This window comes from Streptomyces sp. NPDC042364 (assembly GCF_056437585.1).
Genome location: NZ_JBWKAJ010000001.1, coordinates 707,404 through 733,585, shown reverse-complemented (window position 1 = coordinate 733,585; position 26,182 = coordinate 707,404). Strand labels below are relative to the sequence as shown.

Annotated in this window: 25 protein-coding genes; 15 read left to right on the top strand and 10 right to left on the bottom strand. The window is 72.1% G+C overall.

Annotated elements, in window-relative coordinates:
* The first annotated feature begins 65 nt into the window (after positions 1-65).
* Entirely contained in the window at positions 66-1,334 is a 1,269-nt protein-coding gene (gene tyrS / locus AC067N_RS03185) for a tyrosine--tRNA ligase (RefSeq protein WP_478677131.1), read from the top strand.
* A gap of 55 nt (positions 1,335-1,389) precedes the next feature.
* Here tyrS and AC067N_RS03180 read toward each other — a convergent pair whose 3' ends face one another.
* Complete coding sequence (locus AC067N_RS03180; protein WP_478677130.1) at positions 1,390-1,668, bottom strand: GlsB/YeaQ/YmgE family stress response membrane protein; 279 nt, start codon at positions 1,666-1,668, stop codon at positions 1,390-1,392.
* Positions 1,669-1,915: 247 nt separating this feature from the next.
* Between AC067N_RS03180 and AC067N_RS03175 the strand changes: the two genes are divergently transcribed.
* Positions 1,916-2,302 (top strand): DUF3099 domain-containing protein, encoded by a 387-nt coding sequence (locus AC067N_RS03175; protein ID WP_478677129.1) that lies wholly within the window; start codon positions 1,916-1,918, stop codon positions 2,300-2,302.
* A gap of 372 nt (positions 2,303-2,674) precedes the next feature.
* Positions 2,675-2,914, top strand: a complete 240-nt coding sequence (locus AC067N_RS03170) for a hypothetical protein (RefSeq protein WP_478677128.1) — start codon at positions 2,675-2,677, stop codon at positions 2,912-2,914.
* 22 nt (positions 2,915-2,936) lie between these two features.
* Here AC067N_RS03170 and moaA read toward each other — a convergent pair whose 3' ends face one another.
* The 3 genes from moaA to AC067N_RS03155 form a co-directional block, all read right to left on the bottom strand.
* Entirely contained in the window at positions 2,937-3,926 is a 990-nt protein-coding gene (gene moaA / locus AC067N_RS03165) for a GTP 3',8-cyclase MoaA (RefSeq protein WP_478677190.1), read from the bottom strand.
* A 235-nt stretch (positions 3,927-4,161) separates the two neighbouring features.
* The gene (locus tag AC067N_RS03160; protein WP_478677127.1) at positions 4,162-5,787 is read right to left on the bottom strand and encodes a solute symporter family protein; all 1,626 of its coding nucleotides are present in this window, start codon (positions 5,785-5,787) and stop codon (positions 4,162-4,164) included.
* Entirely contained in the window at positions 5,784-6,140 is a 357-nt protein-coding gene (locus AC067N_RS03155; protein WP_478677126.1) for a DUF485 domain-containing protein, read from the bottom strand. The genes AC067N_RS03160 and AC067N_RS03155 overlap by 4 nt, the downstream gene beginning before the upstream one ends.
* A 387-nt stretch (positions 6,141-6,527) precedes the next feature.
* On the opposite strand from AC067N_RS03155, the gene AC067N_RS03150 reads away from it, so the two are divergent.
* The 4 genes from AC067N_RS03150 to AC067N_RS03135 all read left to right on the top strand — a co-directional run bounded on the left by AC067N_RS03150 (position 6,528) and on the right by AC067N_RS03135 (position 12,518).
* Positions 6,528-8,057: a S8 family serine peptidase gene (locus AC067N_RS03150; protein WP_478677125.1), complete on the top strand. Its 1,530-nt coding sequence runs from the start codon at positions 6,528-6,530 to the stop codon at positions 8,055-8,057.
* An 86-nt stretch (positions 8,058-8,143) separates the two neighbouring features.
* Complete coding sequence (locus AC067N_RS03145; protein WP_478677124.1) at positions 8,144-9,661, top strand: S8 family peptidase; 1,518 nt, start codon at positions 8,144-8,146, stop codon at positions 9,659-9,661.
* A 137-nt stretch (positions 9,662-9,798) separates the two neighbouring features.
* A complete protein-coding gene (locus AC067N_RS03140) occupies positions 9,799-11,265 on the top strand; it encodes a CoA transferase (protein ID WP_478677189.1) in 1,467 nt (488 codons plus the stop codon).
* A gap of 248 nt (positions 11,266-11,513) precedes the next feature.
* Positions 11,514-12,518: a CopD family protein gene (locus AC067N_RS03135; protein WP_478677123.1), complete on the top strand. Its 1,005-nt coding sequence runs from the start codon at positions 11,514-11,516 to the stop codon at positions 12,516-12,518.
* A 23-nt stretch (positions 12,519-12,541) separates the two neighbouring features.
* Here the strand turns inward: AC067N_RS03135 and AC067N_RS03130 are convergent, their stop codons facing one another.
* Complete coding sequence (locus tag AC067N_RS03130) at positions 12,542-13,273, bottom strand: lysoplasmalogenase (RefSeq protein ID WP_478677122.1); 732 nt, start codon at positions 13,271-13,273, stop codon at positions 12,542-12,544.
* On the bottom strand, positions 13,270-14,151 hold the full coding sequence (locus AC067N_RS03125; RefSeq protein WP_478677121.1) for a sterol desaturase family protein: 882 nt from the start codon (positions 14,149-14,151) through the stop codon (positions 13,270-13,272). Before AC067N_RS03125 ends, AC067N_RS03130 begins: the two co-directional genes overlap by 4 nt.
* Positions 14,152-14,398: 247 nt before the next feature.
* Here AC067N_RS03125 and AC067N_RS03120 point away from each other — a divergent pair, with 247 nt between their 5' ends.
* The 3 genes from AC067N_RS03120 (at position 14,399) to AC067N_RS03110 (ending at position 16,604) form a co-directional block, all read left to right on the top strand.
* A complete protein-coding gene (locus tag AC067N_RS03120; RefSeq protein ID WP_478677120.1) occupies positions 14,399-15,376 on the top strand; it encodes a DEDDh family exonuclease in 978 nt (325 codons plus the stop codon).
* Positions 15,377-15,457: 81 nt separating this feature from the next.
* The gene (locus AC067N_RS03115; RefSeq protein ID WP_478677119.1) at positions 15,458-15,691 is read left to right on the top strand and encodes a hypothetical protein; all 234 of its coding nucleotides are present in this window, start codon (positions 15,458-15,460) and stop codon (positions 15,689-15,691) included.
* A gap of 106 nt (positions 15,692-15,797) precedes the next feature.
* On the top strand, positions 15,798-16,604 hold the full coding sequence (locus AC067N_RS03110; RefSeq protein ID WP_478677118.1) for an SURF1 family cytochrome oxidase biogenesis protein: 807 nt from the start codon (positions 15,798-15,800) through the stop codon (positions 16,602-16,604).
* Positions 16,605-16,632: 28 nt separating this feature from the next.
* On the opposite strand, the gene AC067N_RS03105 is transcribed toward AC067N_RS03110, so the two are convergent.
* The 4 genes from AC067N_RS03105 to AC067N_RS03090 all read right to left on the bottom strand — a co-directional run bounded on the left by AC067N_RS03105 (position 16,633) and on the right by AC067N_RS03090 (position 20,431).
* Positions 16,633-17,577 (bottom strand): hypothetical protein, encoded by a 945-nt coding sequence (locus AC067N_RS03105; protein WP_478677117.1) that lies wholly within the window; start codon positions 17,575-17,577, stop codon positions 16,633-16,635.
* A 168-nt stretch (positions 17,578-17,745) separates the two neighbouring features.
* A complete protein-coding gene (locus AC067N_RS03100; RefSeq protein ID WP_478677116.1) occupies positions 17,746-17,943 on the bottom strand; it encodes a YbdD/YjiX family protein in 198 nt (65 codons plus the stop codon).
* The gene (locus AC067N_RS03095; RefSeq protein WP_478677115.1) at positions 17,940-20,093 is read right to left on the bottom strand and encodes a carbon starvation CstA family protein; all 2,154 of its coding nucleotides are present in this window, start codon (positions 20,091-20,093) and stop codon (positions 17,940-17,942) included. The genes AC067N_RS03100 and AC067N_RS03095 overlap by 4 nt, the downstream gene beginning before the upstream one ends.
* A gap of 89 nt (positions 20,094-20,182) precedes the next feature.
* The gene (locus AC067N_RS03090; RefSeq protein WP_478677114.1) at positions 20,183-20,431 is read right to left on the bottom strand and encodes a DUF3311 domain-containing protein; all 249 of its coding nucleotides are present in this window, start codon (positions 20,429-20,431) and stop codon (positions 20,183-20,185) included.
* Positions 20,432-20,653: 222 nt separating this feature from the next.
* Here AC067N_RS03090 and AC067N_RS03085 point away from each other — a divergent pair, with 222 nt between their 5' ends.
* The 5 genes from AC067N_RS03085 to AC067N_RS03065 all read left to right on the top strand — a co-directional run bounded on the left by AC067N_RS03085 (position 20,654) and on the right by AC067N_RS03065 (position 25,817).
* Positions 20,654-22,195 (top strand): sodium:solute symporter family protein, encoded by a 1,542-nt coding sequence (locus AC067N_RS03085; RefSeq protein ID WP_478677113.1) that lies wholly within the window; start codon positions 20,654-20,656, stop codon positions 22,193-22,195.
* Complete coding sequence (locus AC067N_RS03080; RefSeq protein ID WP_478677112.1) at positions 22,192-22,845, top strand: sigma-70 family RNA polymerase sigma factor; 654 nt, start codon at positions 22,192-22,194, stop codon at positions 22,843-22,845. Before AC067N_RS03085 ends, AC067N_RS03080 begins: the two co-directional genes overlap by 4 nt.
* Positions 22,842-23,135: a hypothetical protein gene (locus tag AC067N_RS03075; RefSeq protein ID WP_468096368.1), complete on the top strand. Its 294-nt coding sequence runs from the start codon at positions 22,842-22,844 to the stop codon at positions 23,133-23,135. Before AC067N_RS03080 ends, AC067N_RS03075 begins: the two co-directional genes overlap by 4 nt.
* Positions 23,136-23,260: 125 nt before the next feature.
* The gene (locus AC067N_RS03070; RefSeq protein WP_478677111.1) at positions 23,261-25,057 is read left to right on the top strand and encodes a glycoside hydrolase family 15 protein; all 1,797 of its coding nucleotides are present in this window, start codon (positions 23,261-23,263) and stop codon (positions 25,055-25,057) included.
* A 4-nt stretch (positions 25,058-25,061) separates the two neighbouring features.
* Positions 25,062-25,817, top strand: a complete 756-nt coding sequence (locus tag AC067N_RS03065) for an SDR family oxidoreductase (RefSeq protein ID WP_478677110.1) — start codon at positions 25,062-25,064, stop codon at positions 25,815-25,817.
* The last annotated feature ends 365 nt before the right edge of the window (positions 25,818-26,182 follow it).

Below are 26,182 nucleotides of genomic sequence, written 5' to 3'. Positions count from 1 at the left end.
TTCGTGGTCGGCCGCCACCCGGCCGCCGGCCACCATCCGAAGATCATCGAGGAGACACGAGAACCGTGACGGACATCGTCGACGAGCTGAAGTGGCGGGGGCTGTTCTCCCTGTCCACCGACGAGGACGCTTTGCGCAAGGCTCTCGCGGACGGTCCCGTCACGTTCTATTGCGGTTTCGACCCGACCGCGCCGTCCCTGCACGTCGGGCATCTGGTGCAGGTGCTCACCGTGCGCCGGCTCCAGCAGGCCGGCCACCGGCCGCTGGCGCTGGTGGGCGGTGCGACGGGTCTGATCGGCGACCCCCGCCCCACGGCCGAGCGCACGCTGAACGACCCGGAGACGGTCGCCGGCTGGGTCGGCAGGCTGCGCGCCCAGATCGAGCCGTTCCTGTCCTTCGAGGGTGAGAACGCGGCCGTCATGGTCAACAACCTCGACTGGACCGAGGGCCTGTCCGCGATCGAGTTCCTGCGGGACATCGGCAAGCACTTCCGCGTCAACAAGATGCTGACGAAGGACTCCGTGGCCCGCCGTCTGGAGTCCGACCAGGGCATCAGCTACACCGAGTTCAGCTACCAGATCCTCCAGGGCATGGACTTCCTCCAGCTCTACCGGAGGTACGGCTGCACCCTCCAGCAGGGCGGCAGCGACCAGTGGGGCAACCTCACGGCCGGTCTGGACCTCATCCACCGGCTGGAGCCGGGCGCCGAGGTGCACGCGCTGGCGACCCCGCTGATGACCAAGGCGGACGGCACCAAGTTCGGCAAGACCGAGGGCGGCGCCGTCTGGCTCGACCCGGAGATGACGACGCCGTACGCGTTCTACCAGTTCTGGCTGAACGTGGACGACCGGGACATCGCCCGGTACATGCGCATCCTGTCCTTCAGGTCCCGTGCGGAGCTGGAGGAGCTGGAGCGGCAGACGGAGGAGCGGCCGCAGGCCCGCGCCGCGCAGCGCGCGCTGGCCGAGGAGCTGACGACGCTGGTGCACGGGGCCGACCAGACGGCCGCGGTGATCGCCGCGTCGAAGGCGCTGTTCGGCCAGGGTGAGCTGGCGGAGCTGGACGAGCGGACGCTGGCCGCGGCCCTGTCCGAGGTGCCGCACGCCAAGGTGGCGGAGCTGGCTCCGGTCGTCGACCTCTTCGCGGAGGTCGGGCTGGTGCCCAGCAAGTCCGCCGGGCGTCGCACCGTGAAGGAGGGCGGGGCGTACGTGAACAACGTGAAGGTCACCGCCGAGGACGCCGTGCCGGCGGCGGAGGACCTCATCCACGGGCGGTGGCTGGTGCTGCGGCGCGGGAAGAAGAACCTGGCCGCCGTCGAGGTGGCCGGGGCGTAGCCGCCTCGGGGGCGTGGGGGCCGAGCCCTCACGCCCCTTGCGCGGCACGCGCCTCTCAGGCCCGCTCTTTCCGCTTGCCCAGCGTCGCCGTGTAGAGGGTGTCGCCCAGGTACACGATCGCCACCGCGGCGACCACCTGGAAGATGTGGCGGCTCCAGTCGATGCCCGAGGTCTCCTCGACACCGAAGCCCCGTGCGACGGCATTGCCGACGACGGCGCCCAGCATGCCGAAGATCGTCGTCAGCCAGAGCGGGCTGTGCTGCCTGCCCGGAATGATCGCCTTGGCCAGCAGGCCGAGCACGAGTCCCACGATGATCGCCCACAACCAGCCCATGGCTGCCTCCTCGTACGGCTCGACGCGAGCTGTACGGCCAGTCTCGGCCCGGCCCCCCTACGCCGCATGTCGGGCGGCACCGTACGCGGGACGGCGCACTTCGCCCCGGTCCGGCGGGAGGAGACCCGGTCTCGTAGGCGGCGCGGACGCGGCGTACCGTGGGGAGGGACCGGCCTGCCGTTCACCGAGCGGGACCGGCAGGGGAACGGGCCGGGGAGCGTCCGAGACAGGCGGGTGGTGGAACGCGATGCGGAAGCAGAGCAATGGCGAGGTCTTCCGGATCACCGGCGCCCGGCAGGGGCTCGCCGAGGACGTCCGCGGCAGGCAGCGGCGCTATGTCATCTCGATGTCGGTCCGTACGCTCTCGGTGATCGCCGCCGCGGTCCTGTGGAACGTCGAACGGCACGTCGCGGTCGTCGCACTGGTGCTCGGAATGGTCCTGCCGTACATCGCCGTGGTGATCGCCAACGCGGGCCGGGAGAACGCCCCTTCGCTGCCGTCCACGTTCATCGCCCCGCCCGTGCGGCCGATGATCACGCCGCCCCCGGCCGACGGGTTCGCGGAATCCTTCTCGGAAGACGCCCCGGCGGACTCCCAGGAGAGTCACCGGAGCGAGCCGCGCGAGCGGGCCTGAGCACGGGGGACCCGCGCGAAGCGGAATCCCCCCGGCCACCAACCTCAAGAAAAGCTCAGATCAATCATGTAGTTCCTGTGCCGGGCAGAGGGTTACCCGTGACATACTTCGTACGCGCTCCGCATCCCCCGTCGGAGCGACAGACCGACGCCGGGCAGCTCCCCCCGTGGCTGCTCGGCGTCGCCTTTTCTGCGGCTAAGGGTTGTCCCGTAATTCCCGGTGGATCAGCGCGCGGCGTCGGATGCGGTGCATCGCAAGGCGGAGGGGCGTCCGCATACTGGATGTATGCGGATGTTCCGACAACGCGGCGAGGTGCCGTAGCCGGCGTCGCGCGTCCGCCGGGGATTACGGGACAACCCTTAGGGTCGACGGGTGAACATCCTCAACGTGCCCGGTGCCGATCCCGTCTCCCCCGTCTGTTCCGCCAAGGGCTGCCGTGCCGACGCGGTCTGGGTACTCGCCTGGAACAACCCCAAGCTGCATACGCCGGAGCGGCGCAAGACCTGGCTGGCCTGTGAGGAGCACCGGGAGCATCTGTCCCAGTTCCTGGGTGTGCGGGGGTTCCTGAAGGATGTCGTCAGGCTGGAGGAGTGGGAGGACCGCGCCTCGTAGGCCGTGTCCGAACGCGGAACGCTCACCCTCCGATCGCGGACATCGGCCGGTCGGGCTGGACGAACGACGGGTCGTCCAGGCCCGCGCCCGCCTTCTTGCCCCACATGGCCAGGCGCCAGATGCGGGCGATCTCCTCGTCGGGGGCGCCCGAGCGCAGGGCGGCGCGCAGGTCGGTCTCCTCGCGGGCGAACAGGCAGGTGCGGACCTGGCCGTCGGCGGTGAGGCGGGTGCGGTCGCAGGCGGAGCAGAAGGGGCGGGTGACGGAGGCGATGACGCCCACCCGGTGGGGGCCGCCGTCGACGAGCCAGCGCTCGGCGGGGGCCGAGCCCCGCTCGTCCCGGCCCTCGGCGGTGAGGTCGAAGCGGGTGCGCAGGGAGGTGAGGATGTCGCCGGCGGTGACCATGCCGTCGCGCTTCCAGCCGTGCTGGGCGTCCAGCGGCATCTGCTCGATGAAGCGCAGCTCGTAGTCGTGCTCGACGGCCCAGGCGAGGAGGTCCGGGGCCTCGTCGTCGTTCAGGCCCGGCATCAGGACCGAGTTGACCTTGACGGGGGTCAGGCCCGCCTCGCGGGCGGCTTCGAGGCCCTCCAGGACGTCCTTGTGGCGGTCCCGGCGGGTGAGCGTCTTGAAGACGTCGGGGCGCAGGGTGTCCAGGGAGACGTTCACCCGGTCCATGCCCGCCGCCTTCAGGGCCGTCGCCGTGCGCCTGAGGCCGATGCCGTTCGTCGTGAGGGACATCTGGGGGCGGGGCTCCAGCGCCGCCACGCGCTCCACGATGCCGACCAGGCCGGGGCGCAGCAGCGGCTCGCCGCCGGTGAAGCGGACCTCGGTGATGCCGAGGGTGGCGACGGCTATGCCGATGAGGCGGACGATCTCGTCGTCCGTGAGCAGGTCGGGCTTGGCCAGCCACTGCAGGCCCTCCTCGGGCATGCAGTAGGTGCAGCGCAGATTGCACCGGTCGGTCAGCGAGACCCTCAGGTCGGTGGCCACTCGGCCGTAGGTGTCGATGAGCACGTGGGCCCCCTCCCCGGTCGTACCGATCACGGATTCGGCTGTCGTAGGCGGATCACTGATTCTCCGGACACTGCGAGCCTACGTGACGGTTCCCCCGACATCACCGGCCCGACCCCACAAGAGGTGGCGAGGAATCGCCGTAGAACCCTACGAGCCGGGCACCGCGCGCAGCGGTCCGGGCACGGCGCGGGGCCGTCGTGGAGATCCACGACGGCCCCGGACGCGGTGAGCCGGGTCAGTGCGCGCCGGTGCCCGTGAGGGACCGGACCTCCAGCTCGGCGTACTTGGCCTCGTCGGGCTTCTCCTTGGAGAGCACGGTGCCGAGGAAGCCCATGAGGAAGCCGAACGGGATGGAGATGATGCCCGGGTTCTTCAGCGGGAACCAGTGGAAGTCGACGTCCGGGAACATCGCCTTCGGGTCGCCGGAGACGACGGGCGAGAACAGCACCAGGCCGACGGCGACGATCAGACCGCCGTAGATCGACCACAGCGCGCCCTGGGTGGTGAACCGCTTCCAGAAGAGGCTGTAGAGGATGGTCGGCAGGTTGGCGGAGGCCGCGACCGCGAAGGCGAGGGCGACCAGGCCGGCCACGTTCAGGTCGCGGGCGAGGGCGCCGAGGCCGATGGAGACGATGCCGATGAAGACGGTCGCCCAGCGGGCCGCGCGGACCTCCTCGGCGCCGGATGCCTTCCCCTTGCGGATGACGTTGGCGTAGATGTCGTGCGCGAAGGAGGACGACGAGGCGAGGGTGAGGCCGGCGACCACGGCGAGGATGGTCGCGAAGGCCACCGCCGAGATCGTGGCGAGCAGGATGGCGCCCCAGGCCGAGTCGACGCCGCCCAGGTGCAGGGCGAGCAGCGGGGCCGCCGTGTTGCCCGAGGGGTTGGAGGCGATGATCTCGTCCTGGGAGATCAGCGCGGCGGCGCCGAAGCCGAGGGCGATGGTCATCAGGTAGAAGCCGCCGATGATGCCGATGGCCCAGTTGACGGACTTACGGGCGGCCTTGGCGTTGGGCACCGTGTAGAAGCGGATCAGGATGTGCGGCAGGCCGGCGGTGCCGAGGACGAGGGCGATGCCGAGGGAGATGAAGTCCAGCTTGGAGGTGCCGGTCGCGCCGTACTGGAGGCCGGGCTCCAGGAAGGCGGCGCCCTTGCCGCTGTTCTCGGCGGCGGTGCCGAGCAGATCGGAGATGTTGAAGTTGAACTTCAGCAGCACCAGGAACGTAATGAGGAGCGTGCCGCCGATCAGCAGCACGGCCTTCACCATCTGGACCCAGGTGGTGCCCTTCATACCGCCGATGGAGACGTAGACGATCATCAGGATGCCGACGAGGGCGACGATCAGGATCTTGCCCGCGTCCGAGGTGATGCCGAGGAGCAGGGAGACGAGTACGCCCGCGCCCGCCATCTGGGCCAGCAGGTAGAAGATCGACACGACGATCGTGGACGTACCCGCGGCGGTGCGGACCGGGCGCTGGCGCATGCGGTACGCGAGCACGTCGCCCATGGTGTAGCGGCCGGAGTTCCTGAGCGGCTCGGCGACCAGGAGCAGGGCGACCAGCCAGGCGACCAGGAAGCCGATGGAGTAGAGGAAGCCGTCGTAGCCGAAGAGGGCGATGGCGCCCGCGATGCCGAGGAACGACGCGGCGGACATGTAGTCGCCGGAGACGGCGAGGCCGTTCTGGAAGGCGCTGAACTGGCGGCCGCCCGCGTAGAAGTCGGCGGCGTCCTTGGTCTGGCGGCCGGCCCAGACGGTGATGGCGAGCGTCGCGAGGACGAACAGCCCGAACAGGGTGATGATGAGCGGCCGGTGCTCGCTGGCCTCGTTGGCCGCGAGGACTGTCTGCTGAACGGGGCTCATGCGCCGCCCTCCATCCGGGACTTGATCGCCTCGGCCTTGGGGTCGAGCTTCGCGGCGGCGTGCCGCGAGTACCACCAGGCGATGAGGAACGTGGTGACGAACTGGGCGACGCCCAGAACGAAGGCGATGTTGATGTTGCCGAGGAGCTTGGTCCCCATGAAGTCGCCGGCGTAGTTGGAGAGCAGGACGTACAGCAGGTACCAGGCGATGAAGGCGACGGTCAGCGGGAAGGCGAACGACCGGTAGGAGCGGCGCAGTTCACCGAACTCCGCGCTCTCCTGGACTGCGGTGAACTCCTCGGCCGAGGGGAGATGGTGCTCTGCCTTCGCGGGGGGCGGTGCGTCGGTTGCCACGGAGTCTCCTCGCTTGTCCGTCGCGTTCGCGACGGTGGATGGGGACGATTTCGCCGTCGGATCGGGGGACGGGTCGGTTACGGACATCTGGTCGGCTCTGTTCCTAGCGGTGATGGGCGCCCGACCGTGCTCGGGCTCCCTGCTCAACGTCACGGCGGCACGCGAGGACCGGTTCAACCCTGTGTCGCCCTTTCGAAAATCGATTCGGCGACGGATCGACACAGGCTCGCCGATAAGGGATACCCCTCTACTTCGCCGCCCGAGCCGTGAAGTCATTGCTGGCCAGGGACGGCGGGGGATAGCTTCGGGGCGCACCACCAAGTCATGTACCTGCCCAGGCACTCGTGTGCCCTGGGCCGGTTTCTTTGAGGACGATGTGGAGATCCCATGGCTCATCTGCGCTCCAGCCGGCGGTTCGCGCTCGCGGTACCGGTCGCCCTTTCGCTGACCGCCTCGCTCGGCTTCCTGCCGGGTGTCGCCTCGGCGGCGCCGCTCGCCGCACCCGCCACCGCGACCGCGGAGGGCCCGAACCTCTCGTACGTCGTGAACACCGGGACCGACAAGCGCACCATCGCCGCCGTGCAGAAGGCGATCGCCGCGGCGGGCGGCAAGGTCGTCGTCACGTACGACCGGATCGGCGTGATCGTGGTCCACTCGACCAACCCGGAGTTCGGCGCGACGATCCGCGCGGTGCGCGGAGTGCAGTCCGCCGGTGCCACCCGCACCTCGCCGCTGACCCCCGCCGGTACGACGGACGAGGGCGCCGTCGACTACCTGACGGACGCGGAGGCCGCGAAGGTGAAGGCCGCCTCGGCGGACATCCCCGACGCCGAGCCCCTCGAGGCGGACCAGTGGGACCTGCGCTCGATCGGCGCCGACAAGGCCGCGAAGATCAACGACGGCAGCAGGAAGGTCACGGTCGCCGTCATCGACACCGGCGTCGACGACACCCACCCCGACCTCGCCCCGAACTTCTCCAAGTCCCAGTCGGCGAACTGCGACGGCGGTGTCGCGGACACCAGCGAGGGCGCCTGGCGGCCGTACACCGCGGACGACTACCACGGCACGCACGTCGCCGGTGAGATCGCCGCCGCCCGCAACGGCGTGGGCGTCGCCGGTGTGGCACCCGGGGTCAAGGTCTCCGCCATCAATGTGACCGACAGGAAGAGCGGGCTGTTCTACGCGGAGAGCGTCGTCTGCGCGTTCGTGTTCGCCGCAGACCGCGGCGTGGAGATCACGAACAACAGCTACTACGTCGACCCGTGGCTCTACAACTGCGTGGACGACCCGGACCAGAAGGCCATCGTCGACGCCGTCAACCGGGCGCAGAAGTACGCCACGAGGAAGGGCACGCTGCACCTGGCCTCGGCGGGCAACTCCAACCACGACCTCGCCTCCGACGCGATCGCGGACGCCTCCAGCCCCAACGACACCACTCCGGTCGAGCGCACCATCGACCCGAGCGAGTGCTTCGACGTGCCGACCCAGCTGCCGGGTGTCGTCACGGTGAGCGCGACCGGTGTGAAGAACGAGAAGTCGTACTACTCCACGTACGGCAACGGCGTCGTCGACATCGCCGCGCCGGGTGGCGACCGCCGTTACCAGCTGCCGGACACCCCGTCGAAGGACGGCCGCATCCTGTCCACGATGCCGGAAGGCAAGTACGGCTTCCTGCAGGGCACTTCGATGGCGGCGCCGCACGCCTCCGCGGTGGCCGCGCTGCTGAAGTCGACGCACCCGTGGGCGTCGCCGAAGCAGTTGCAGTGGCTGCTGAAGGCCCAGGCGGACAAGCAGGCGTGCCCGGAGACGTACGACCAGAACGGCGACGGCACCCCGGATGCCGTTTGCGAGGGTGGCTCCCGTGTCAACGGCTTCTACGGGTTCGGCATCGTCAACGCCCTGAAGGCCGTCAAGTAACCGGTCGCCGGGGCGGACCGACACCCCGGCGGGACCGGTTCCCGCACAGCTCGTACCGCTCAACACGCGAACGAACTGGAGACAGCATGACAGCGCCTCGTATGCGCTCCCGTCGTATGGCGGCCATCCCCGCGGGGATGGCCCTGGCGACGGCGCTCGTCGCCGTCCCGAACGTCACGGCCTCGGCGGCAGAGGTGACCGCCCGGGCCGCGGCCGACGCGACGCAGCTCAGTTATGTGGTCAACGTCCGCCCCGGCCACGGCCCGTCCGCCCAGGTGAAGAAGGCCATCACCGAGGCGGGCGGCACCGTCGTGACGTCGTACGACAAGATCGGCGTCATCGTCGTCCACTCCGCGAACGCCGACTTCGCCGCCACGATCCGCAAGGTCCGCGGGGTGGAGTCGGCCGGTGCCACGCGCACCGCGCCGCTGCCCGCCCAGTCCACCACCGATGTCGGCACCCCCCGGGTGCTGACCGCCGAGGAGGCCGCGGCCGCCGAGGCCGCCGACGGTCAGGACCCGCTGGAGCCGTTGCAGTGGGACCTGCCGGCCATCAAGGCGGACAAGGCCCACGAGGTGTCCCTGGGCAGCCCGGACGTCACGGTCGCCGTGATCGACACCGGCGTCGACGACACCCACCCGGACATCGCGCCGAACTTCGACCGGAAGGCGTCGGTCAACTGTGTCACGGGCAAGCCCGACACGGCCGACGGCGCCTGGCGGCCGGGGCCCACGGAGAGCCCCCACGGCACGCATGTGGCCGGTGAGATCGCCGCCGCCAAGAACGGCGTCGGGGTCACGGGGGTGGCGCCGGGCGTGAAGGTGTCCGGCATCAAGGTGTCCACCACGGCCGGCTTCTTCTACACCGAGGCCGTGGTCTGCGGCTTCATGTGGGCCGCCGAGCACGGCGTGGACGTCACCAACAACAGCTATTACACCGACCCCTGGTACTTCAACTGCAAGGACGACCCGGACCAGAAGGCGCTCGTCGAGGCCATCACCCGGGCGTCGCGGTACGCGGAGGGGAAGGGCACGGTCAACGTCGCGGCGGCCGGCAACGAGAACTACGACCTCGCGGCCGACGAGATCACCGACCCGACGTCACCGAACGACTCGACGCCGGCGGACCGGGTGATCGACCCGTCGAAGTGCCTGGACGTCCCGACCCAGCTGCCCGGTGTCGTCACGGTCGCCGCGACCGGCGCGAAGGGCGTCAAGTCGTCGTTCTCCAACCACGGTCTGGGCGTCATCGACATCGCCGCGCCCGGCGGCGACTCGACCCGCCTGCAGACCCCTGCCCCGCCCGCCACCAGCGGCCTCATCCTGGGCCCGCTGCCCGGCGGCAAGTGGGGGTACATGGCCGGCACGTCGATGGCGTCCCCGCACGTCGCGGGTGTCGCCGCCCTCATCAAGTCGACGCACCCGTACGCGCCGGCACCGATCGTGAAGGCCCTGCTGTACGCGCAGGCCGACGCGACGCCGTGCACGGACCCGTACGACCTCGACGGTGACGGCAAGGCCGACGCGGTGTGCGAGGGGCCGAAGAACCACAACGGCTTCTACGGCTTCGGCATGGCGGACGCGCTGGACGCGGTGACCAGGTAGCGGCTCTCCCCCAGGGAGTGTCGGGGCCGGGCGGTCGGGTACCGCCCGGCCCTTCCGCTGCCCCGGTGCCCGTGTTGATCCCGTCCACACCGCACAGTGGGCTCATGACGGACATGGGCACGGGCTGGGGTAGGGGTATGAGCGGGGGCTCGGGTACGGGCGTGGAGGTGGGCCCGGGGTCGGCGTGGGCGGCGCTGGGCGGCGACCCCGGGCTGCTCGGGCGGGTGTCGACGGTCGAACGGGACGGCGCGCTGCCGGCTCGGCTCCCGGTGCGGGAGCTGGCACGGGCCTGCGTGGGCGTGTGCGCGCTGGCCGCCGCCGAGCTGGGCGCGCGGCGGGCCGGGCTCGCGGAGGTGCCGCGCGTACGGGTGGACGACGGGGCGGTGGCCACGGCCTTCGTCAGCGAGCGGCACCTGCTGATCGACGGGCGGGCACCGGTCGCCTTCGCTCCGCTGTCGCGCTTCTGGCGCACGGCGGACGGCTGGGTGCGGACGCACGCCAACTACCCGCATCACCGGGAGCGGTTGCTGTCGGCGCTGAGGCTGCCCGAGGACGACGTGGCGACCGTCGGGGCGGCGCTCGCCGAACGGTCGTCGCTGGAGGTCGAGGAGACGGTGTACGGGGCCGGGGGTCTCGCGGTCGCCCTGCGGACGGCGCGGGAGTGGGCGGCCCACGAGCAGGCCGTGGCGGTGGCCGCCCGGCCGCTGGTCGAGCACGACCGGGCGGAGACCGCGCACGCGCGCGCACTGCCGGCGTCGGGGGCGGGGGCGGGTCCCCTGCTGCCCGCCGCCGGAGTCCGTGTCCTCGACCTGACCCGTGTCATCGCGGGCCCGGTCGCGACCCGGACGCTCGCCCTGCTGGGCGCGGACGTGCTGCGCGTCGACCCGCCGGGAATGCCCGAACTCCCCGACCAGCACATCGACACCGGCTTCGGGAAGCGGTCGACGGCACTGGACCTGACCCGGGCCGCCGACCGGCGCGTCTTCGAGGAGCTGCTGGCCGCGGCGGACGTCGTCGTCACCGGGTACCGGCCGGGCGCGCTGGACCGGTTCGGACTGTCCCCTGAGGCGCTGCTCGCCCGGCGGCCCGGCCTGGTCGTGGCGCAGCTGTCGGCGTGGGGCGCCCATGGGCCGTGGGCCGGACGGCGCGGCTTCGACAGCCTCGTCCAGGTGGCGACCGGGATCGCCGCGGTCGAGGGTGCGCCGGAGCGGCCGGGCGCCCTGCCCGCTCAGGCCCTCGACCATGGAACGGGGTACCTGCTGGCGGCGGCCGTGCTGCGGTCGCTGACCGAGCGGTCGGCGGACGGTTGCGGAAGGGTGGTACGGCTGTCGTTGGCGCGGACGGCGGCGTGGCTCCTCAAGGGAACTGTGCGGGGCCAGGAGGCGCACCGCGCCGGCGGCGATGGTGGTGGCTTCGGCGATGGCGGCGATGGCGGTGCCCGGAGTGAGGAGGCGTTCGGCGGAGCCGAGGACTGGCTCGCCGAGCGGGACAGCCGCGTCGGACGGCTGAGGTACGCGCTGCCGCCGGTGTCCTTCGAAGGTGGTCCGGGCGACTGGGCTCGGCCGCCGGGGCCCTGGGCGGTGGACGAGGCGGGGTGGGGGTGAGGCTCCGGGAGGCGGACGGCGGTGGCGTCAAGGGCGGTGGTATCGAGGGCGGAGGCATCGGGGCGCGAGAGGGAGGCGTGCGTCTGCGGCGTGCGCCTCCCCGGCGCTTCTTGGCGCGTAGGCCGCCCTGAGACGTGGGCCGCGCCGAGTCGTACGAAGGAGTGGAATGTCGAACTGTCGATTGTTTACCGGCACTTGCGCATTTCCGGTGCGACTGGCGGACTTCTCGGGGGAGCCTGACGAGACGGATGGCGGAGGCGAATGAGGGGCAGCGCCCCGTGGGGCGGCTACCGGCGGGCGCCGGCCGGGCGGTGGGGCTGCTCCTGCTGGTGGCCCTGGGTGCGCTGATCCCGCTGCTGGGGCCGCGGGCCGCGCTGGACGGCACGGGTGAGGCCGCGGCTCCCGGGGCAGGGGGGATCGCCCTGCTCAGGACGGTACTGCTGGCCGCGCTGTGCGTACCGGCCGGCGAGCTGTTCGTCGTCCGGCTGGCCCGGCGGGTGCCCGGCGCGCCGCAGGAGACACCCCGCAGTTGGGCGCCGGTGGCGGCTGCCGCCGGTTGTGCGGCCGCGCTGGGGCTGGCCTCGGTGGTGGCGACCGGCAACCTCGTGCCGGACTCCCCCGGCGACATGGACGTCGGCGGTCTCTACGAGACGAGGGACGGCCGGCTCGCCCTGCTGGAGGTCAACGCGTTCGCGGCGGCGGCCCTGTGCGCCCGGTCCCGCCGCCCGCTCACCCAGACGGTGCCGCTGACGGCGCTCGTCGTCGCGGAGGCGCTGCGGGCGCACCCCACCACCGAGCACAGCCCGCTCGTCGGGACGGTCCTGACCTGTGTTCACCTGATGTGCGCGGCTCTGTGGGCGGGCGGACTGCTGTACGTCCTGCGGACCCTGGGTTCGCGCGCGTGGCGCGCGAGAGCGGGAGCGGGCGCCGCGTTGCTGGGTCTGTACGCGCGCCTGGCCGCCGTTCTGCTGGCCGCCGTGACCGCCACCGGGTCGTGGAGCACGCTCCGCCGGATGCCACCGGGGACAGTCCTCGACCAGATGACGGAGACGGCGTACGGGCGGGCCCTGCTCGCCAAGGTGCTCCTCATGGCCGCCGTCGCCGCCCTCGCCCTGCGCGCCCGGCTACGGCTGCGCCGTGCGGCCGACCCGCTGGACGCCTGTGCCCCCGCACGCGCGGAGCTGGTGGTCCTGGGCGTGGTCGTGGCGGTGTCGGCCCTGCTCACGGCACTGCCGGTACCGATCCGCTGGTGAGTCCGGCACGGGGGCCGGCGTCGTCACGGCCGTGCCGGTACCGATCCGCCGGTGGTCGCGGGAAGCACGGCCCCAGGAAGCCGGAGGACTCCCCGGGCCAGCAGGTACTGGGCGGCGAGGTACGTGAGCATGATCCACAGGTCCGGGCGCGGCGGCTGGGGCCACTCGGCGACCCCGGTCGCGATGAGCATGTCCGACAGTACGAAGAGCGCGCCGCCGACTCCGGCGACGGCCCCCAGCCGGGAGGCGGAGAACGCCATCGCGGTCAGCAGGGCGCTGTACCCGGCGACGGGCAGACGCAACTCCGCGGGCAGACCGGGCCACAGGCTCGCCACGGCGACGACGAGCGCGAGCACGTACCCGGCGGGCAACCAGAGGGCACGCGCGCGGGGCGCCCGCCGCACGGGCCCGGGTGAACCCCCGCCCCCGGCGACGGGTGAGGCGCTCGCCGGCCGCGTCCGCTTCCCGAAGAGCACGAGGTAGCAGACGTGGCCCGCCGCGAAGGAGCCCATCCCGGCGAGGAAGGCGGGTTCGGCGTCGGAGAGGAGGAGGACGTCGCCGCCCCACCCGAAGAGAAGGGCGGCGATCAGCAGGCGGGGTCCGCCGCACAGGTGGACGTACGCGGCGAGCAGCGGCATCAGCAGCGGCTTGGCGACGAAGTGCCCGGCGCCGAACCCGGCGGCGAGGGAGCCGAGGTCGACGGCGGCGGCGATCCCGAAGGAGACCAGGACGATCCGTCCGCTGTCCCGTCTCACGCCGCGGTCTCCGTGACCGCGGGCTGCTCCTCGACGGCCGTGCGCCGCGCCGCCGGACCCCAGCCGGGGCCGCGGAGGACCCGCCCGGCCCGCTCACTCCAACTCCTCGCCGCCCTCAGGTCCTTGGCGATGGCGACGTACTCGTGGGTGGCGACCCGCAGGGGGTTGTAGGTGTCGATGTTCTTGGTCAGCCCGTAGACGGGCCGCTCGGTCTCCGCGACGAAGGACCCGAACAGCCGGTCCCACACGATGAGGATGCCGCCGAAGTTGCGGTCGAGGTAGCCGCCCTGGGAGGCGTGGTGGACCCGGTGGTGGGACGGCGTGTTGAACACGAACTCGAAGGCCGGGTGCAGCTTGCCGATCCGCTCCGTGTGGATCCAGAACTGGTACACGAGGTTGGCCGACGAGCAGAACGCGAGCGCGGCCGGGTGCACGCCGAGGGCGATGAGCGGGACGTAGAACGGCCACACGGTCCAGGTGGTCCAGGGCTGCCGCAGTGCTGTGGTCAGGTTGAACTTCCGGCTGGAGTGGTGCACGACGTGACAGGCCCACAGAATCCGGACGACGTGGTGGCCCCGGTGCGACCAGTAGTAGAAGAAGTCCTGCGCGAGCAGCATCAACGGCACCGTCCACCACAGCACGGGCACACGCAGCGGGGTCAGCTCGTAGACCGCCGTATAGACGGCGACGATCGGGATCTTCCACAGGAGGTCGAACACGAGGCTCCCGAGCCCCATACCGACGCTCGTCGCGGCGTCCTTCGCCTCGTACCCGGCGGCATCCTCGTCCGGATGAAGCCGGTAACTGATCACCTCGACCACGGTGAGCAGCACAAACGCGGGTATCGACCACAGCACGACATCGGGCAGGTTCGGCATGAGGGCACCGTAGAACCGCTGGTGAGCTGGGGCTAGACGTTGTTACTGACAAGTATTTCCGGTGGTACGCGCTTGCTTCTTGGCGTCCTCCGCCAATCCGGCGGGCGGGCGGGGCTGTCGCCCCGTCACCTCCCCACGGGCTCCGCGGCGGCGGCGGTCGCCGAGCGGACAACGCATCGGCCGCTTCCCCGGGCCTTCCCTCCGTCGGGTAACGAGCTGTCAGTCGTGGCCCGTATCCTCAGGGACCATGCTCGATGACCTTTCGACCGCGGCTCCGCAAGCTCCCTGGCCGGTCGCATATCCGCAGGGGTATGCGGTGGTTGACGTGGAGACGACCGGGCTGGCCCGGGACGACCGGATAATCTCCGCGGCCGTGTACAGACTGGACGCACGGGGCGAGGTCGAGGACCACTGGTACACGCTGGTGAACCCCGAGCGGGACCCGGGGCCGGTGTGGATCCACGGGCTGACGAGTGACGTGCTCGAAGGGGCGCCGCTGTTCCGGGAGATCGCGGAGGAGCTGTCCTCACGGCTCGCGGACCGCGTACTCGTCGCGCACAACGCGGTGTTCGACTGGTCGATGCTCGCCCGGGAGTACGCGCGCGCGGAGACCGAGGCGCCGGTGCGGCAGCGGCTGTGCACCATCGCGCTGTCGAAGGAGCTGGGGCTGCCGCTGCCCAACCACAAGCTGGAGTCGCTCGCGGCCCACTTCGGCGTCGTTCAGCAGCGCGCCCACCACGCGCTGGACGACGCGCGGGTGCTGGCGGAGGCGTTCCGGCCCAGTCTGCACGCCGCCGCGAGCCGGGGTGTGCGGCTGCCGCTGCTCGAATGCCGGCCGCTGACCGAGTGGTCCGCCTCGCCGACGATCGGGCGGCAGGCGTCCGGCGGCTACGGGTCGGGCAGTTGGCGGCCCTCACGCAAGCGCCCCCCGTGCCCGTACCCCAACCCCGGGCGGTACGAAGAGGGCAAACCCCTCAAGCAGGGCATGCGGGTCGCGTTCTCGGGGGACACCTCCGTCGACCGGGAGCTGCTGGAGGACCGTGCGGTGGAGGCGGGGCTGCATGTGGCGACGAGTCTGTCCCGGGTGACCAGTCTGCTCGTCACCAACGACCCCGACTCGGGTACGTCGAAGACGGTGAAGGCCCGGCAGTACGGGACGCCCGTGATCGACGAGGCGGCCTTCGGCCAGCTGCTGCGGGACGTGGAGCCCGCCACCGAGGAGTGAGACGGGCGTACGGGTGATTGGCGGGCGACTCGCCCGCCGCCCGCTCGCCCGTGCCGCCGTCGGCGCCGCACCCTGTGGCGCATGGCACGTTGCGAAGTCTGCGGAAACGACTACGGCATGACGTTCGAGGTGCACGCGCAGGGCGCGGTGCACGTCTTCGACTGTTTCGCCTGCGCGATCCACCGTATGGCCCCGATCTGCGAGCACTGCCGGGTGCAGATCATCGGCCAGGGCGTCGAGGTCGAGGGCCACTGGTACTGCGGCGCCCATTGCGCGCGGGCCGAGGGGAAGGTGGGGATCGTCGACAAGGTCTGAGCCCTCACGCGGCCGCGGGGACGACCCGTCGTGGCGGTGAAGGCCGATGCCGGCCCCGGCGGGACCCTCCCGCCGGGGGCCGAACCGTCCGAGGTACGGTCAGTGGGTGTACCGCTTCCTGTTGTCCCGGCAGTGGGTGATCCTCACGCTGCTCGCGCTCGTCCTGATCCCGACGATGGTCAGGCTGGGCTTCTGGCAGATGCATCGGTACGAGGAGCGCTCCGCGCGGAACCGGCTCGTCGCGGACGCGCTGGCCGCGAAGCCGGTGCCGGTGGAGCGGCTGACGTCCCCGGGACACACGGTCACCAGCGCCGAGCGCTACCGGACCGTGACCGCGCAGGGCCGTTTCGACACCGACGACGAGGTCGTCGTCCGCCGCCGCACCAACGCCGACGACGAGATCGGCTTCCACGTCCTGACCCCGTTCGTCCTCGACGACGGCAAGGTCCTGCTCGTCAACCGCGGCTGGATCCCCGCGGACGGGCCCAGCCAGACCGCGTTCCCCGAGATCCCCGCACCTCCCGGCGGTGAGGTCACCGTCACCGGGCGGCTGATGCCCGACGAGACGACCGAGGCCAGCGGGATCAAGGATCTCAAGGGCCTGCCGGACCGGCAGATCATGCTGATCAACAGCGGGCAGGAGGCGAAGCGCCTCGACGCCCGGGTGCTCGGCGGCTACGTGGCCCAGACGGCGCCCGAGCCGAAGGGCGACACCCCGGAACTCCTCGGCAGCCCAGGCGACGAGAACGCCGCGCTGAACTACGCGTACGCCCTCCAGTGGTGGCTCTTCGCCGCGGCCGTCCCCGTCGGCTACGTCATCCTCGCCCGCCGCGAGCGCCGCGACCGCGAGGCTGCGGCCACCGCCGGGCAGACGCAGGACGAGGAGAAGGAGACGACGCCCTCGCCCGCCTAGCCGGTCGAGGGCCGCATGCCCCGTGGCGTCACCGCCGCGCCGCCCTGTCCCGCCAGTACGTGAACGTGCGTTCCGGCTGCGGCAGCAGGTCCCAGGGGTGCGGGGTCATGTGGCGGCCCAGCCTGCGGAAGACGGTGGCGGCCTCGTCGGGGCGGTGGGCGCGGGTCAGGGCGAAGGCCAGGACGTTGAGGTCGGTGACGGCCTCGGCGTGGGGCCGGGTACCGGCGTCGAACCAGTTCCTCAGCGCCAGGTCGATCTCGTGGACCGCCCGCGGCTCGTTCCAGTTGCCGCCCGCCCCCAGCGACTCCAGGGGTGTCCCCCTCCGGCGGTGGGCCATGAGTTCCACCCGGGCGGCGACGGGGAGCAGGGCGAGCGGTGAGCCGTGCGGGGCGCGGACGGCGGCCTGCCAGGCGAAGTCCATCATGTCCGGGACGGTGCCGTGGCCGCGCGGGGAGAGGTAGCGCAGCAGCCGGTGGTAGGACGTGCGCAGCCAGGGCGCCCGGTTGACCGCCTCCGTCCACACCGGCACCGCGTCCCTGACCGGGACGGCGCAGGAGTGCATCAGCGACAGCAGGGCCAGCCAGGGGACGGGGTCCTCGGGGCACGCCTCGGCGGCGCGGAGGCAGAGGTGTTCGGCATGGCGGACGGCCGCGTGGTCGGCGGCCGCTGCCCGGTCCGTCTCGACGAAGGCCCGCAGGACGAGGGCGTCGCCGTCCGCCGGGCGGTCGGCGATCCAGCGTTGCGAGACGGCGGCGGGCAGGCGCCGGGCCAGTACGTCGATCCGGTGCGCCCGGCGGTCCCAGTCCCGGCCCGTGGTGCGCAGCAGCTCGGCCACCGGTTCCCAGACGGGCCGGGTGCGGCCGGCGCCGAGGCCGTGCAACTGCTGGGCGGGCCGCAGTTCGGTGAGGGTGGTGTGCAGGGGGTCGTCGTCCAGTTCGGGACGGATCAGCAGGGCGGGGCGGCGTCTCAGCATCGTGGGGCCGGCTCCGGTCGGGGGGCGAGCGGGGTCCGTCAGGGGTGGAGGCGAGCCCGGGGGCTCGGTGGTTCGGCGGGTGCGGGTGGGCGGGGGCCGGTCGCGCCCCGGTGGTGGGGGCGGGCGGGGGTGTCCCCTCCCCCGCCCGCCCGCACACTCGGGTACGCGTCAGCAGCAGCGGCCCTCCGGGTGCTCTTCACGGCGCCGGGTCCGCAGGACGTCGTACTCCCTCCGTGTCGGTACCGGCACCCCGGCGTGCCGGCGGCGGTACCGCTCGCAGTAGCGGTCGTACTCCGCCTCCCCCGTCAGCTCACGGAGGTACCAGCGCACGGCCCGTGCCCAGCGGCGCACGTCCGGGGCGGTCATCGGCGGGCCCCAACCAGCTCCTCGCCGGACCGCTCGGGCAGGTCGATGCGGGACTCGACGTAGGGAGCCTCGGTCGTCGGGAGGGGGGACGGGGAGCGTACGGCGCGGACGCAGACCACGGCGCAGTTGACCAGGACGGTGAGGACGAGGAGGAGGAAGATCGCCATGATCACGCCGTCGACCGTGTTGTTGAGGACGATGGTGTGCATGTCGTCCATGTTCGTGGCGCCCGGCAGGAGCTCACCCTTGTCGATGGCCGCCGCGTACTTGTCGCGCAGGGCGAAGAAGCCGATGGCCGGGTTGTCCGAGAAGATCTTCTGCCAGCCCGCGGTGAAGGTGACGGCCACGTCCCAGGCCAGCGGGATGCCGGTGACCCAGGCCCAGCGGAGCTTGCCGGACTTGATGAGCACGGTGGTGGTGACGGCGAGGGCCACCGCGGCGAGCAGCTGGTTGGCGATGCCGAAGAGGGGGAACAGCTGCTTGATCCCGCCGAGGGGGTCGGTGACACCGGCGTAGAGGAAGTAGCCCCAGGCGCCGACGACCAGCGCACTGGTGATCCAGATGCCCGGCTTCCAGGTGACCCGGCCGATCGGCTTCCAGACGTTGCCGAGCATGTCCTGGAGCATGAAGCGGCCGACGCGGGTGCCGGCGTCCACCGTGGTGAGGATGAACAGCGCCTCGAACATGATCGCGAAGTGGTACCAGAATGCCTTCATCCCGGCGCCGCCGAAGACCCCGGCGAAGATCTCCGACATGCCGACGGCGAGGGTGGGCGCGCCGCCGGAGCGGCCGACCAGGGTCTCCTCCTCGACGGCCTTGGCCGCGGCGGTGAGCTGCTCGGGGGTGATGGTGAAGCCGAGGTTCTTCACCGCCTCGGCGGCGGTGTCGACGGTCGGGCCGAGCAGTGCGGCCGGGGAGTTCATGGCGTAGAACAGGCCGGGCTCCAGGACGCACGCGGCGATCAGGGCCATCACGGCGACGAAGGACTCCGTGAGCATGGAGCCGTAGCCGATGAGCCGGACCTGGGACTCCTTCTGGATCAGCTTCGGGGTCGTGCCGGAGGAGACCAGGGCGTGGAAACCGGACAGGGCGCCGCAGGCGATGGTGATGAAGAGGAACGGGAAGAGGGAGCCGGCGAACACCGGGCCGGCGCCGGTCGAGGCGAACTCCGTCACCGACTCGGCCTTCAGGTTCGGGGCGGCGATCACCACTCCGACAGCCATCAGGGCGATGGTGCCGACCTTCATGAAGGTGGAGAGGTAGTCGCGCGGGGCGAGCAGCATCCACACGGGGAGCACGGAGGCGACGAAGCCGTAGCCGACCAGGCAGAAGACCAGGGTCTCGGGGCTCCAGACGAAGTACTCGGCGAGGGAGGAGTCCTGGATCCAGCCGCCGCCGAGGATGGCGAGCAGCAGCAGCGCGACACCGATGAAGCTGGTCTCGACGACCCGGCCGGGCCGCAGATAGCGCAGGTAGAAGCCCATGAAGAGGGCGATGGGGATGGTCATGGAGACCGAGAAGGTGCCCCACGCGGACTCGGCGAGGGCGTTGACGACGACCATCGCGAGGACCGCGAGCAGGATGATCATGATGGCGAAGACGCCGATCAGCGCGGCGGCGCCGCCCACCCTGCCGATCTCGTCCCGGGCCATCTGGCCGAGGCTCTTGCCGTCCCGGCGCATGGAGAGGAACAGGACGATCATGTCCTGGACGGCGCCGGCGAAGATGACGCCCGCGATGATCCAGATCGTGCCCGGCAGATAGCCCATCTGCGCGGCCAGGACGGGGCCGACCAGCGGGCCGGCGCCGGCGATCGCGGCGAAGTGGTGGCCGAAGAGCACCCGCTTGTCGGTGGGGTGGTAGTCGACACCGTCCTCCAGCCGTTCGGCGGGGGTGGCGCGGGTGTCGTCGACCTGGAGGACCCGGCGGGCGATGAACCGGGAGTAGAAGCGGTAGGCGATCGCGTACGAACCGAGGGCCGCCACGACCAGCCAGACGGCGGAGATCTCCTCGCCCCGGGAAAGGGCGAGCACGGCCCAGCCGATGGCGCCGACGAGGGCGACGGCGATCCAGATCGCGAGGGACTTCGGTGACATCCGGGACTCTTCGGGGGCTCTACGGCCGGATTCGGGCACGGCTGATGTGGGCATGGCGGCTCCTGACCTCTACGGGTGTGCGGGAAGAAGGGCGAAAGGAAGACGGGCGAAAGGAAGACGGAGGGACCGACGGAGGGTGCGGCTCAGCGAGGCCGGTCTCGGCGCCTGTCCCGGTACCGGTCACGCTGCCGTTCCGTCAGCGCGAACGCGGCGAGCAGGCAGAGGCCGCATCCCGGCACCCAGGCGAGCTGGTACCAGTAGAAGAACGGCGTCCCGGCCAGTCGCGGCTCGGCACCGGCGTACCAGGGGACCCACAGCAGGCCCGCGGCGGGCGCGAGGAGCAGTACGGCGATCGCGACGCGCCGTAGCCGGTGCTGACCGGTCCGTGGCATGACCTGCGCTCCTCTCCCGCTTCCTGTGGGTCTGTGCAAGAGTTGCTCACCCGCTCGGATCGGTTGACAGCGAATTTCCACGAGATTCCGCGAGATTTCCTCCGGGCTCCGGTCAACCGAAGCGGCGGCTTACGCAACTACCGCGTGAAGGCCCCCGGCGCGCCGAAGGCGGCGCGGCACCCCGGGACGGTGCGGGGCCAGGCACACCAAGGACGGTGAACCATGGCGGACGCTGCCATGACCGCGACGTTCCTCGCCGTGATCGGCGGAGCGTCGCTGCTCGCCGTCACCGCGCGCAGGCTGCGCCCCGCCGACCGGCTGCCGTCCCTGGAGGGCTGGGCGCTGGCCGACCGGTCCCTCGGCCCGGTGTGGACCTGGCTGCTGCTGGGCGGCACCATCTTCACCGCCTACACCTTCACCGCCGTGCCCGGCCTCGCGTACGGCAACGGGGCGCCCGCGTTCTTCGCGGTGCCGTACACGGTGATCGTCTGCCCGCTGGCCTTCGTGCTGCTGACCCGGCTGTGGGAGGTGGCCCGGCGCCACGGGTACGTGACGGCCGGGGACTTCGTGCGCGGCCGGTACGGTTCGCCGCCGCTCGCGCTGGTGGTGGCGCTGACCGGGATCCTCGCGACGATGCCGTACCTGGCGCTGCAACTGCTCGGCATCCGGGCGGTGCTGACGGCCGGGGGCGTCTACCCGAAGGGCGCGGCCGGTGATCTGGTGATGGTCGCGCTGTTCGCGGGGCTCGCCGTGGCGACGTACCGGCACGGGCTGCGGGCGCCCGCCGTGATCTCGGCGCTGAAGGCGGTGGCCGTCTTCGTGTCGCTGACCGCCGTGTGCTGGCTGGTCCTCAGGCGGTTCGGCGGTCCGGGCCCGGTCTTCGAGGGGGCGGCGGAGCGACTGGGCGGACCGGCCCTGCTCCTCTCCCCCGAACAGCAGCCCGCCTACGCCACACTGGCGCTCGGCTCGGCACTCGCCCTGCTGATGTACCCGCACGTGCTGACCGCCGGGTTCGCCGCGGACGGCCCGCGCACCGTCCGCAAGGTCACGGTGGCCCTGCCGGCCTGGACCGGACTGCTCGCCCTCTTCGGCTTCCTCGGGATCGCGGCGCTCGCGACCGGGGTGCGGGCACCGGAGGGCGGCGCCGAGGCGGCCGTCCCGATGCTGGTGGACCGGCTGATGCCGGGTCCGCTGGCCGGGCTGGTGTTCGGCGCGATCACCGTCGGCGCGCTGGTCCCGGCGGCGGTGATGTCGATCGCGGCCGCCACCGGCTTCGTCCGCAATGTGTACGTCGAGTACTTCCAGCCCACCGCCACGCCGAAACGGCAGGTGCGGATCGCCAAGGCGGTGTCGCTGACCGCGAAGGTGGGGGCGGTGGCGTTCGTGTTCGGGCTGCGCGACCAGGACGCCATCAACCTCCAGCTGCTGGGCGGGGTGTGGATCCTGCAGATCTTCCCGGCCGTGGCGGTCGGCCTGTTCACCGGGCGGCTGCATCCTCGGGCGCTGCTCGCCGGGTGGGGCGTGGGCATGGTGACCGGGACGTTCCTGGTGGTGCGGGAGGGCTTCTCCTCCATCGTGCTGCTGGGCGGGGGCTCGCTGGAGGTCTACGCCGGTCTGCTCGCCCTGCTGGTGAATCTGACCGTCGCGGTGGTCGCCACCGCGGTCCTCGAACGGCTCGGCGTCCCGCGCGGCGCCGACGCGACCGACCTACCGTCCCGCCTGACCGTCAGGCGGCGTCCCGAGACGGGAGCGAGCAACCCGTGAGACGCAGACAGCACCTCCGCGTGCCGGTGCCACCGCCGACGGCCCCCGCCCCCGAGCCGCCCGGCGGCGGTGTGCGGCCCCCGGCGGTCGTCGAACAGCGGGTGCCGCGGCCGGCGCACCCGGACGAACCACTGGCCCCGGCCGCGAACGACCCGGCCGACCTGGAGCGCGAGGCCGGTGTCGCCCGGCTGTTCGAGCTGCACTACTCGTCGATGCTGCGGCTCGCGGTGCTGCTGGGCGCCGACGACCCCGAGAACGTGGTGGCGGAGGCGTACTACCAGATCTACCGCAAGTGGCGGCGCCTGAAGGACACCGAGGCGGCGGAGGCGTATCTGCGCTCCACGGTCTGCAACCTCACCCGGATGCGGATACGGCACCTCCAGGTCGTCCGCAGGCACACGGAGACCCCGCCGGACGAGGCGGTCGCCTCCGCCGAGAGCACGGCCCTGCTCCACGACGACCAGCGGGTGCTGATCGGCGCGCTCCAGCAGTTGCCCGCCCGGCAGCGGGAGGCGCTCGTGCTGCGCCACTGGCTCGGGCTGAAGGAGAGCGAGATAGCGGCCGCGATGGGGATCTCCTGCGGCTCGGTCAAGACCCACACCGCACGCGGCCTCGCCGCCCTGACCCAGGCGATGGAGGCCCGGCGATGAACGACACCACCGGCAACGACACCGGCCGGGACCGCACCGAGCGGGAACTGGCCGAGGCGCTCGCCGCGCTCGCGGGCGGCGTCCACGCGGCCCCCGACGCCTACCGCACCGCCCGTGGCGACTGGCTCCGGCGGGAACGCCGCCGCCGGCTCGTCCTCGCGGTACTGATCATGGTGGTCTTCGCGCTGGCCACCCTGATCGGCCTCTGGGTCCTCAACCAGACACCGTCCAGTCCAGGGGTGATCTTCTCCGGAGTGGGGGGCACGACTGCGGGCACGGGACCGGGCTGACGCGGGGGCGGCCCCGCCGCGAACGCCGGTGCGCGAACCCCTCGTCCGGCGACGGCACCGGGTGCCGGGTCACGCGCGTCCCGTCGGGGGGACTGATCATCCCCGGCTGAGGGAACCCGGGTTCCGTGCACCCCCGTATAGAGGACTACGCGCTGATCGGTGACCACCAGACGGCCGCCCTGGTGAGCAACCTGGGCTCGATCGACTGGCTGTGCCTGCCCCGCTTCGACTCGGCGGCCTGCTTCGCCGCGCTGCTGGGCACCGAGGAGAACGGCCACTGGCGGATCGCCCCCACGGGCGCCGAGAGCTGCGCGCGGCGCGCGTACCGGCGGGACACGCTGGTCCTGGACACCGAGTGGGAGACGGACGACGGCGCGGTCCGCGTGACCGACCTGATGCCACAGCGCGACCGCGCCCCCGACGTCGTACGCGTCGTCGAGGGCCTGGCGGGCCGGGTGACCGTCCGCTCCACGATCCGCCTCCGCTTCGACTACGGCTCGGCCGTCCCCTGGATGCGCAGGTCGGACGGCCACCGGGTGGCGGTCGCGGGCCCGGACGCGGTCTGGCTGCGCAGCGAACCCGAGGTGCGCACCTGGAGCGAGGACCGCGCCACCTACGCCGAGTTCACGGTGGAGCCGGGGGAGAAGGTCGCGTTCGTCCTCACCTGGCATCCCTCGCACGAGCCGCGCCCCCGCCTGGTCGACCCGTACGAGTCCCTGCGGACGAGCCTGCACGACTGGCGGGCCTGGGCGGCCCGCTGCCGGTACGACGGCCCGTACCGGGACGAGGTGGTCCGCTCCCTGATCACCCTCAAGGCCCTCACCTACGAACCGACCGGTGGCATCGCCGCGGCCGCCACCACGTCGCTCCCCGAGGAGATCGGTGGCGTGCGCAACTGGGACTACCGCCACTGCTGGCTGCGCGACTCCACCCTGACCCTCGGCGCCCTGCTCGCCTGCGGCTACCAGGAGGAGGCCGAGGCCTGGCGTGACTGGCTGCTGCGCGCGGTCGCGGGCGACCCGGCGGACCTGCAGATCATGTACGGCCTGGCCGGTGAGCGGCGCCTGCCCGAGTACGAACTGCCCTGGCTGCCCGGCTACGAGAACTCCCGCCCCGTCCGCATCGGCAACGACGCCGTACGGCAGCGGCAACTCGACGTGTACGGCGAGGTCATGGACTCCCTGTCCCTGTCCCGGAGTGCGGGCCTGCCCCCGAAACCGCAGATGTGGCGGATGCAGTCCACCCTGATGGAGTACCTGCGCTCGGTGTGGCGGGAGCCCGACGAGGGGCTGTGGGAGGTACGCGGGCCGCGCCGGCACTTCACGCACTCCAAGGTGATGTCCTGGGCCGCGGCCGACCGGGCCGTGCGCACCCTGGAGGACGAGCCGGAGCTGTCCGGTGACCTCGACGGCTGGCGGGCGCTGCGCGACGAGATCCACCGCGAGGTCTGCGCACGCGGCTACGACGCCGAGCGCAACGCCTTCACCCAGTCCTACGGCTCCCGCGAACTCGACGCCTCGCTCCTGCTCATCCCCCGGATGGGCTTCCTGCCGCCGGACGACCCCCGGGTCGTCGGCACGGTCGACGCGATCCGCGAGGAGCTGAGCCACGACGGGTTCGTGCGCCGCTACAGCGCCGACCATCTCTCCTCGACGGCATCCGTCGACGGACTGCCGGGCAGCGAGGGCACGTTCCTCGTGTGTTCGTTCTGGCTCGCCGACGCCCTGCATCTGACCGGCCGTACGAAGGAGGCCCGCGAGCTGTTCGAGCGGCTGCTGGGGCTCACCAACGACGTGGGGCTGCTCGCCGAGGAGTACGACCCCGTCGCGGGCCGGCAGCTCGGGAACTTCCCGCAGGCGTTCAGCCACGTCGGCCTGGTGGGCACCGCCCTCGCCCTGTTCGACGGCGACGAGGCAGGATAGGGCCATGGATCTTGGGCTGAAGGACCGTGTCTACATCGTCACCGGGGCGACCCGCGGGCTGGGCAACGCGGCGGCGCGGGAACTCGTCGCCGACGGCGCGAAGGTGGTCGTCACCGGACGCGAGGAGAAGAGCGCGGCCGAGGCGGCCGCCGCGCTCGGGCCGAACGCGGTGGGGGTGGCCGCCGACAACGCCGACCCGGAGACCGCCGGCCGTCTCATCGCCGCCGCCCGCGAGCACTTCGGGAGGTTCGACGGCATCCTCGTCAGCGTGGGCGGGCCCGCTCCCGGGTTCGTCGCGGACAACACGGACGAGCAGTGGAGCGCCGCGTTCGAGTCGGTGTTCCTGGGCGCGGTCCGGCTGGCGCGGGCCGCCGCGGCGGAGCTCGGCGAGGGGGGTGTCATCGGGTTCGTGCTGTCCGGGTCGGTGCACGAGCCGATCCCCGGTCTGACGATCTCCAACGGTCTGCGGCCGGGTCTGGCCGGATTCGCCAAGTCGCTCTCCGACGAGCTGGGGCCGCGCGGGATCCGGGTCGTGGGGCTGCTGCCGGCCCGTATCGACACCGACCGGGTACGCGAACTGGACGGGCTGTCGGCCGATCCCGAGGCCACGCGCGCCGCGCACGAGTCGCGTATCCCGCTGCGGCGGTACGGGAGGCCGGAGGAGTTCGGGCGGACGGCGGCGTTCCTGCTGTCCCCGGCCGCGTCCTATCTGACGGGCCTCATGCTGCCGGTCGACGGCGGGATGCGGCACGGCTTCTGAGCCTCGCCCCGTCGAGCGCTCACCGGGCGAGGCCGGGCGCAGTCACACGTATCGGCTCCGCCCGGCCGGCTTGGCTGGGAGCACGCACGACGCGGATGCCGACCACAACGCCCGGCGCGAAGCACGCACGGCATGGGCGCCGACCACGGCGGTCCGCGCGGGTTGAGGGCGGGGCGCGGGTGTGGGCCACGGCAGTCGGCCCGCCGTGCGCACTGCGGGGATGCCGCCACGACGCGGCCCGCACAGGCGGGAGCGAAGCGCGCGTACCGACCACAACGCCCGGCGCGAAGCACGCACGGCATGGGCGCCGACCGGACGGCGGCCGGCATGAGCGAGGAGCGGCTGTCGGCCACGGCAGGGCTGGC

Excerpts from the sequence above, each read along its gene's own strand:
- AC067N_RS03180 (WP_478677130.1), bottom strand. The coding sequence starts at position 1,668 with ATGGGCTGGTTGTGGGCGATCATCGTGGGACTCGTGCTCGGCCTGCTG.
- AC067N_RS03175 (WP_478677129.1), top strand. The coding sequence starts at position 1,916 with ATGCGGAAGCAGAGCAATGGCGAGGTCTTCCGGATCACCGGCGCCCGG.
- AC067N_RS03160 (WP_478677127.1), bottom strand. The coding sequence starts at position 5,787 with ATGAGCCCCGTTCAGCAGACAGTCCTCGCGGCCAACGAGGCCAGCGAG.
- AC067N_RS03150 (WP_478677125.1), top strand. The coding sequence starts at position 6,528 with ATGGCTCATCTGCGCTCCAGCCGGCGGTTCGCGCTCGCGGTACCGGTC.
- AC067N_RS03145 (WP_478677124.1), top strand. The coding sequence starts at position 8,144 with ATGACAGCGCCTCGTATGCGCTCCCGTCGTATGGCGGCCATCCCCGCG.
- AC067N_RS03140 (WP_478677189.1), top strand. The coding sequence starts at position 9,799 with ATGAGCGGGGGCTCGGGTACGGGCGTGGAGGTGGGCCCGGGGTCGGCG.
- AC067N_RS03135 (WP_478677123.1), top strand. The coding sequence starts at position 11,514 with ATGGCGGAGGCGAATGAGGGGCAGCGCCCCGTGGGGCGGCTACCGGCG.
- AC067N_RS03125 (WP_478677121.1), bottom strand. The coding sequence starts at position 14,151 with ATGCCGAACCTGCCCGATGTCGTGCTGTGGTCGATACCCGCGTTTGTG.
- AC067N_RS03120 (WP_478677120.1), top strand. The coding sequence starts at position 14,399 with ATGCTCGATGACCTTTCGACCGCGGCTCCGCAAGCTCCCTGGCCGGTC.
- AC067N_RS03115 (WP_478677119.1), top strand. The coding sequence starts at position 15,458 with ATGGCACGTTGCGAAGTCTGCGGAAACGACTACGGCATGACGTTCGAG.
- AC067N_RS03105 (WP_478677117.1), bottom strand. The coding sequence starts at position 17,577 with ATGCTGAGACGCCGCCCCGCCCTGCTGATCCGTCCCGAACTGGACGAC.
- AC067N_RS03100 (WP_478677116.1), bottom strand. The coding sequence starts at position 17,943 with ATGACCGCCCCGGACGTGCGCCGCTGGGCACGGGCCGTGCGCTGGTAC.
- AC067N_RS03095 (WP_478677115.1), bottom strand. The coding sequence starts at position 20,093 with ATGCCCACATCAGCCGTGCCCGAATCCGGCCGTAGAGCCCCCGAAGAG.
- AC067N_RS03090 (WP_478677114.1), bottom strand. The coding sequence starts at position 20,431 with ATGCCACGGACCGGTCAGCACCGGCTACGGCGCGTCGCGATCGCCGTA.
- AC067N_RS03085 (WP_478677113.1), top strand. The coding sequence starts at position 20,654 with ATGGCGGACGCTGCCATGACCGCGACGTTCCTCGCCGTGATCGGCGGA.
- AC067N_RS03075 (WP_468096368.1), top strand. The coding sequence starts at position 22,842 with ATGAACGACACCACCGGCAACGACACCGGCCGGGACCGCACCGAGCGG.
- AC067N_RS03065 (WP_478677110.1), top strand. The coding sequence starts at position 25,062 with ATGGATCTTGGGCTGAAGGACCGTGTCTACATCGTCACCGGGGCGACC.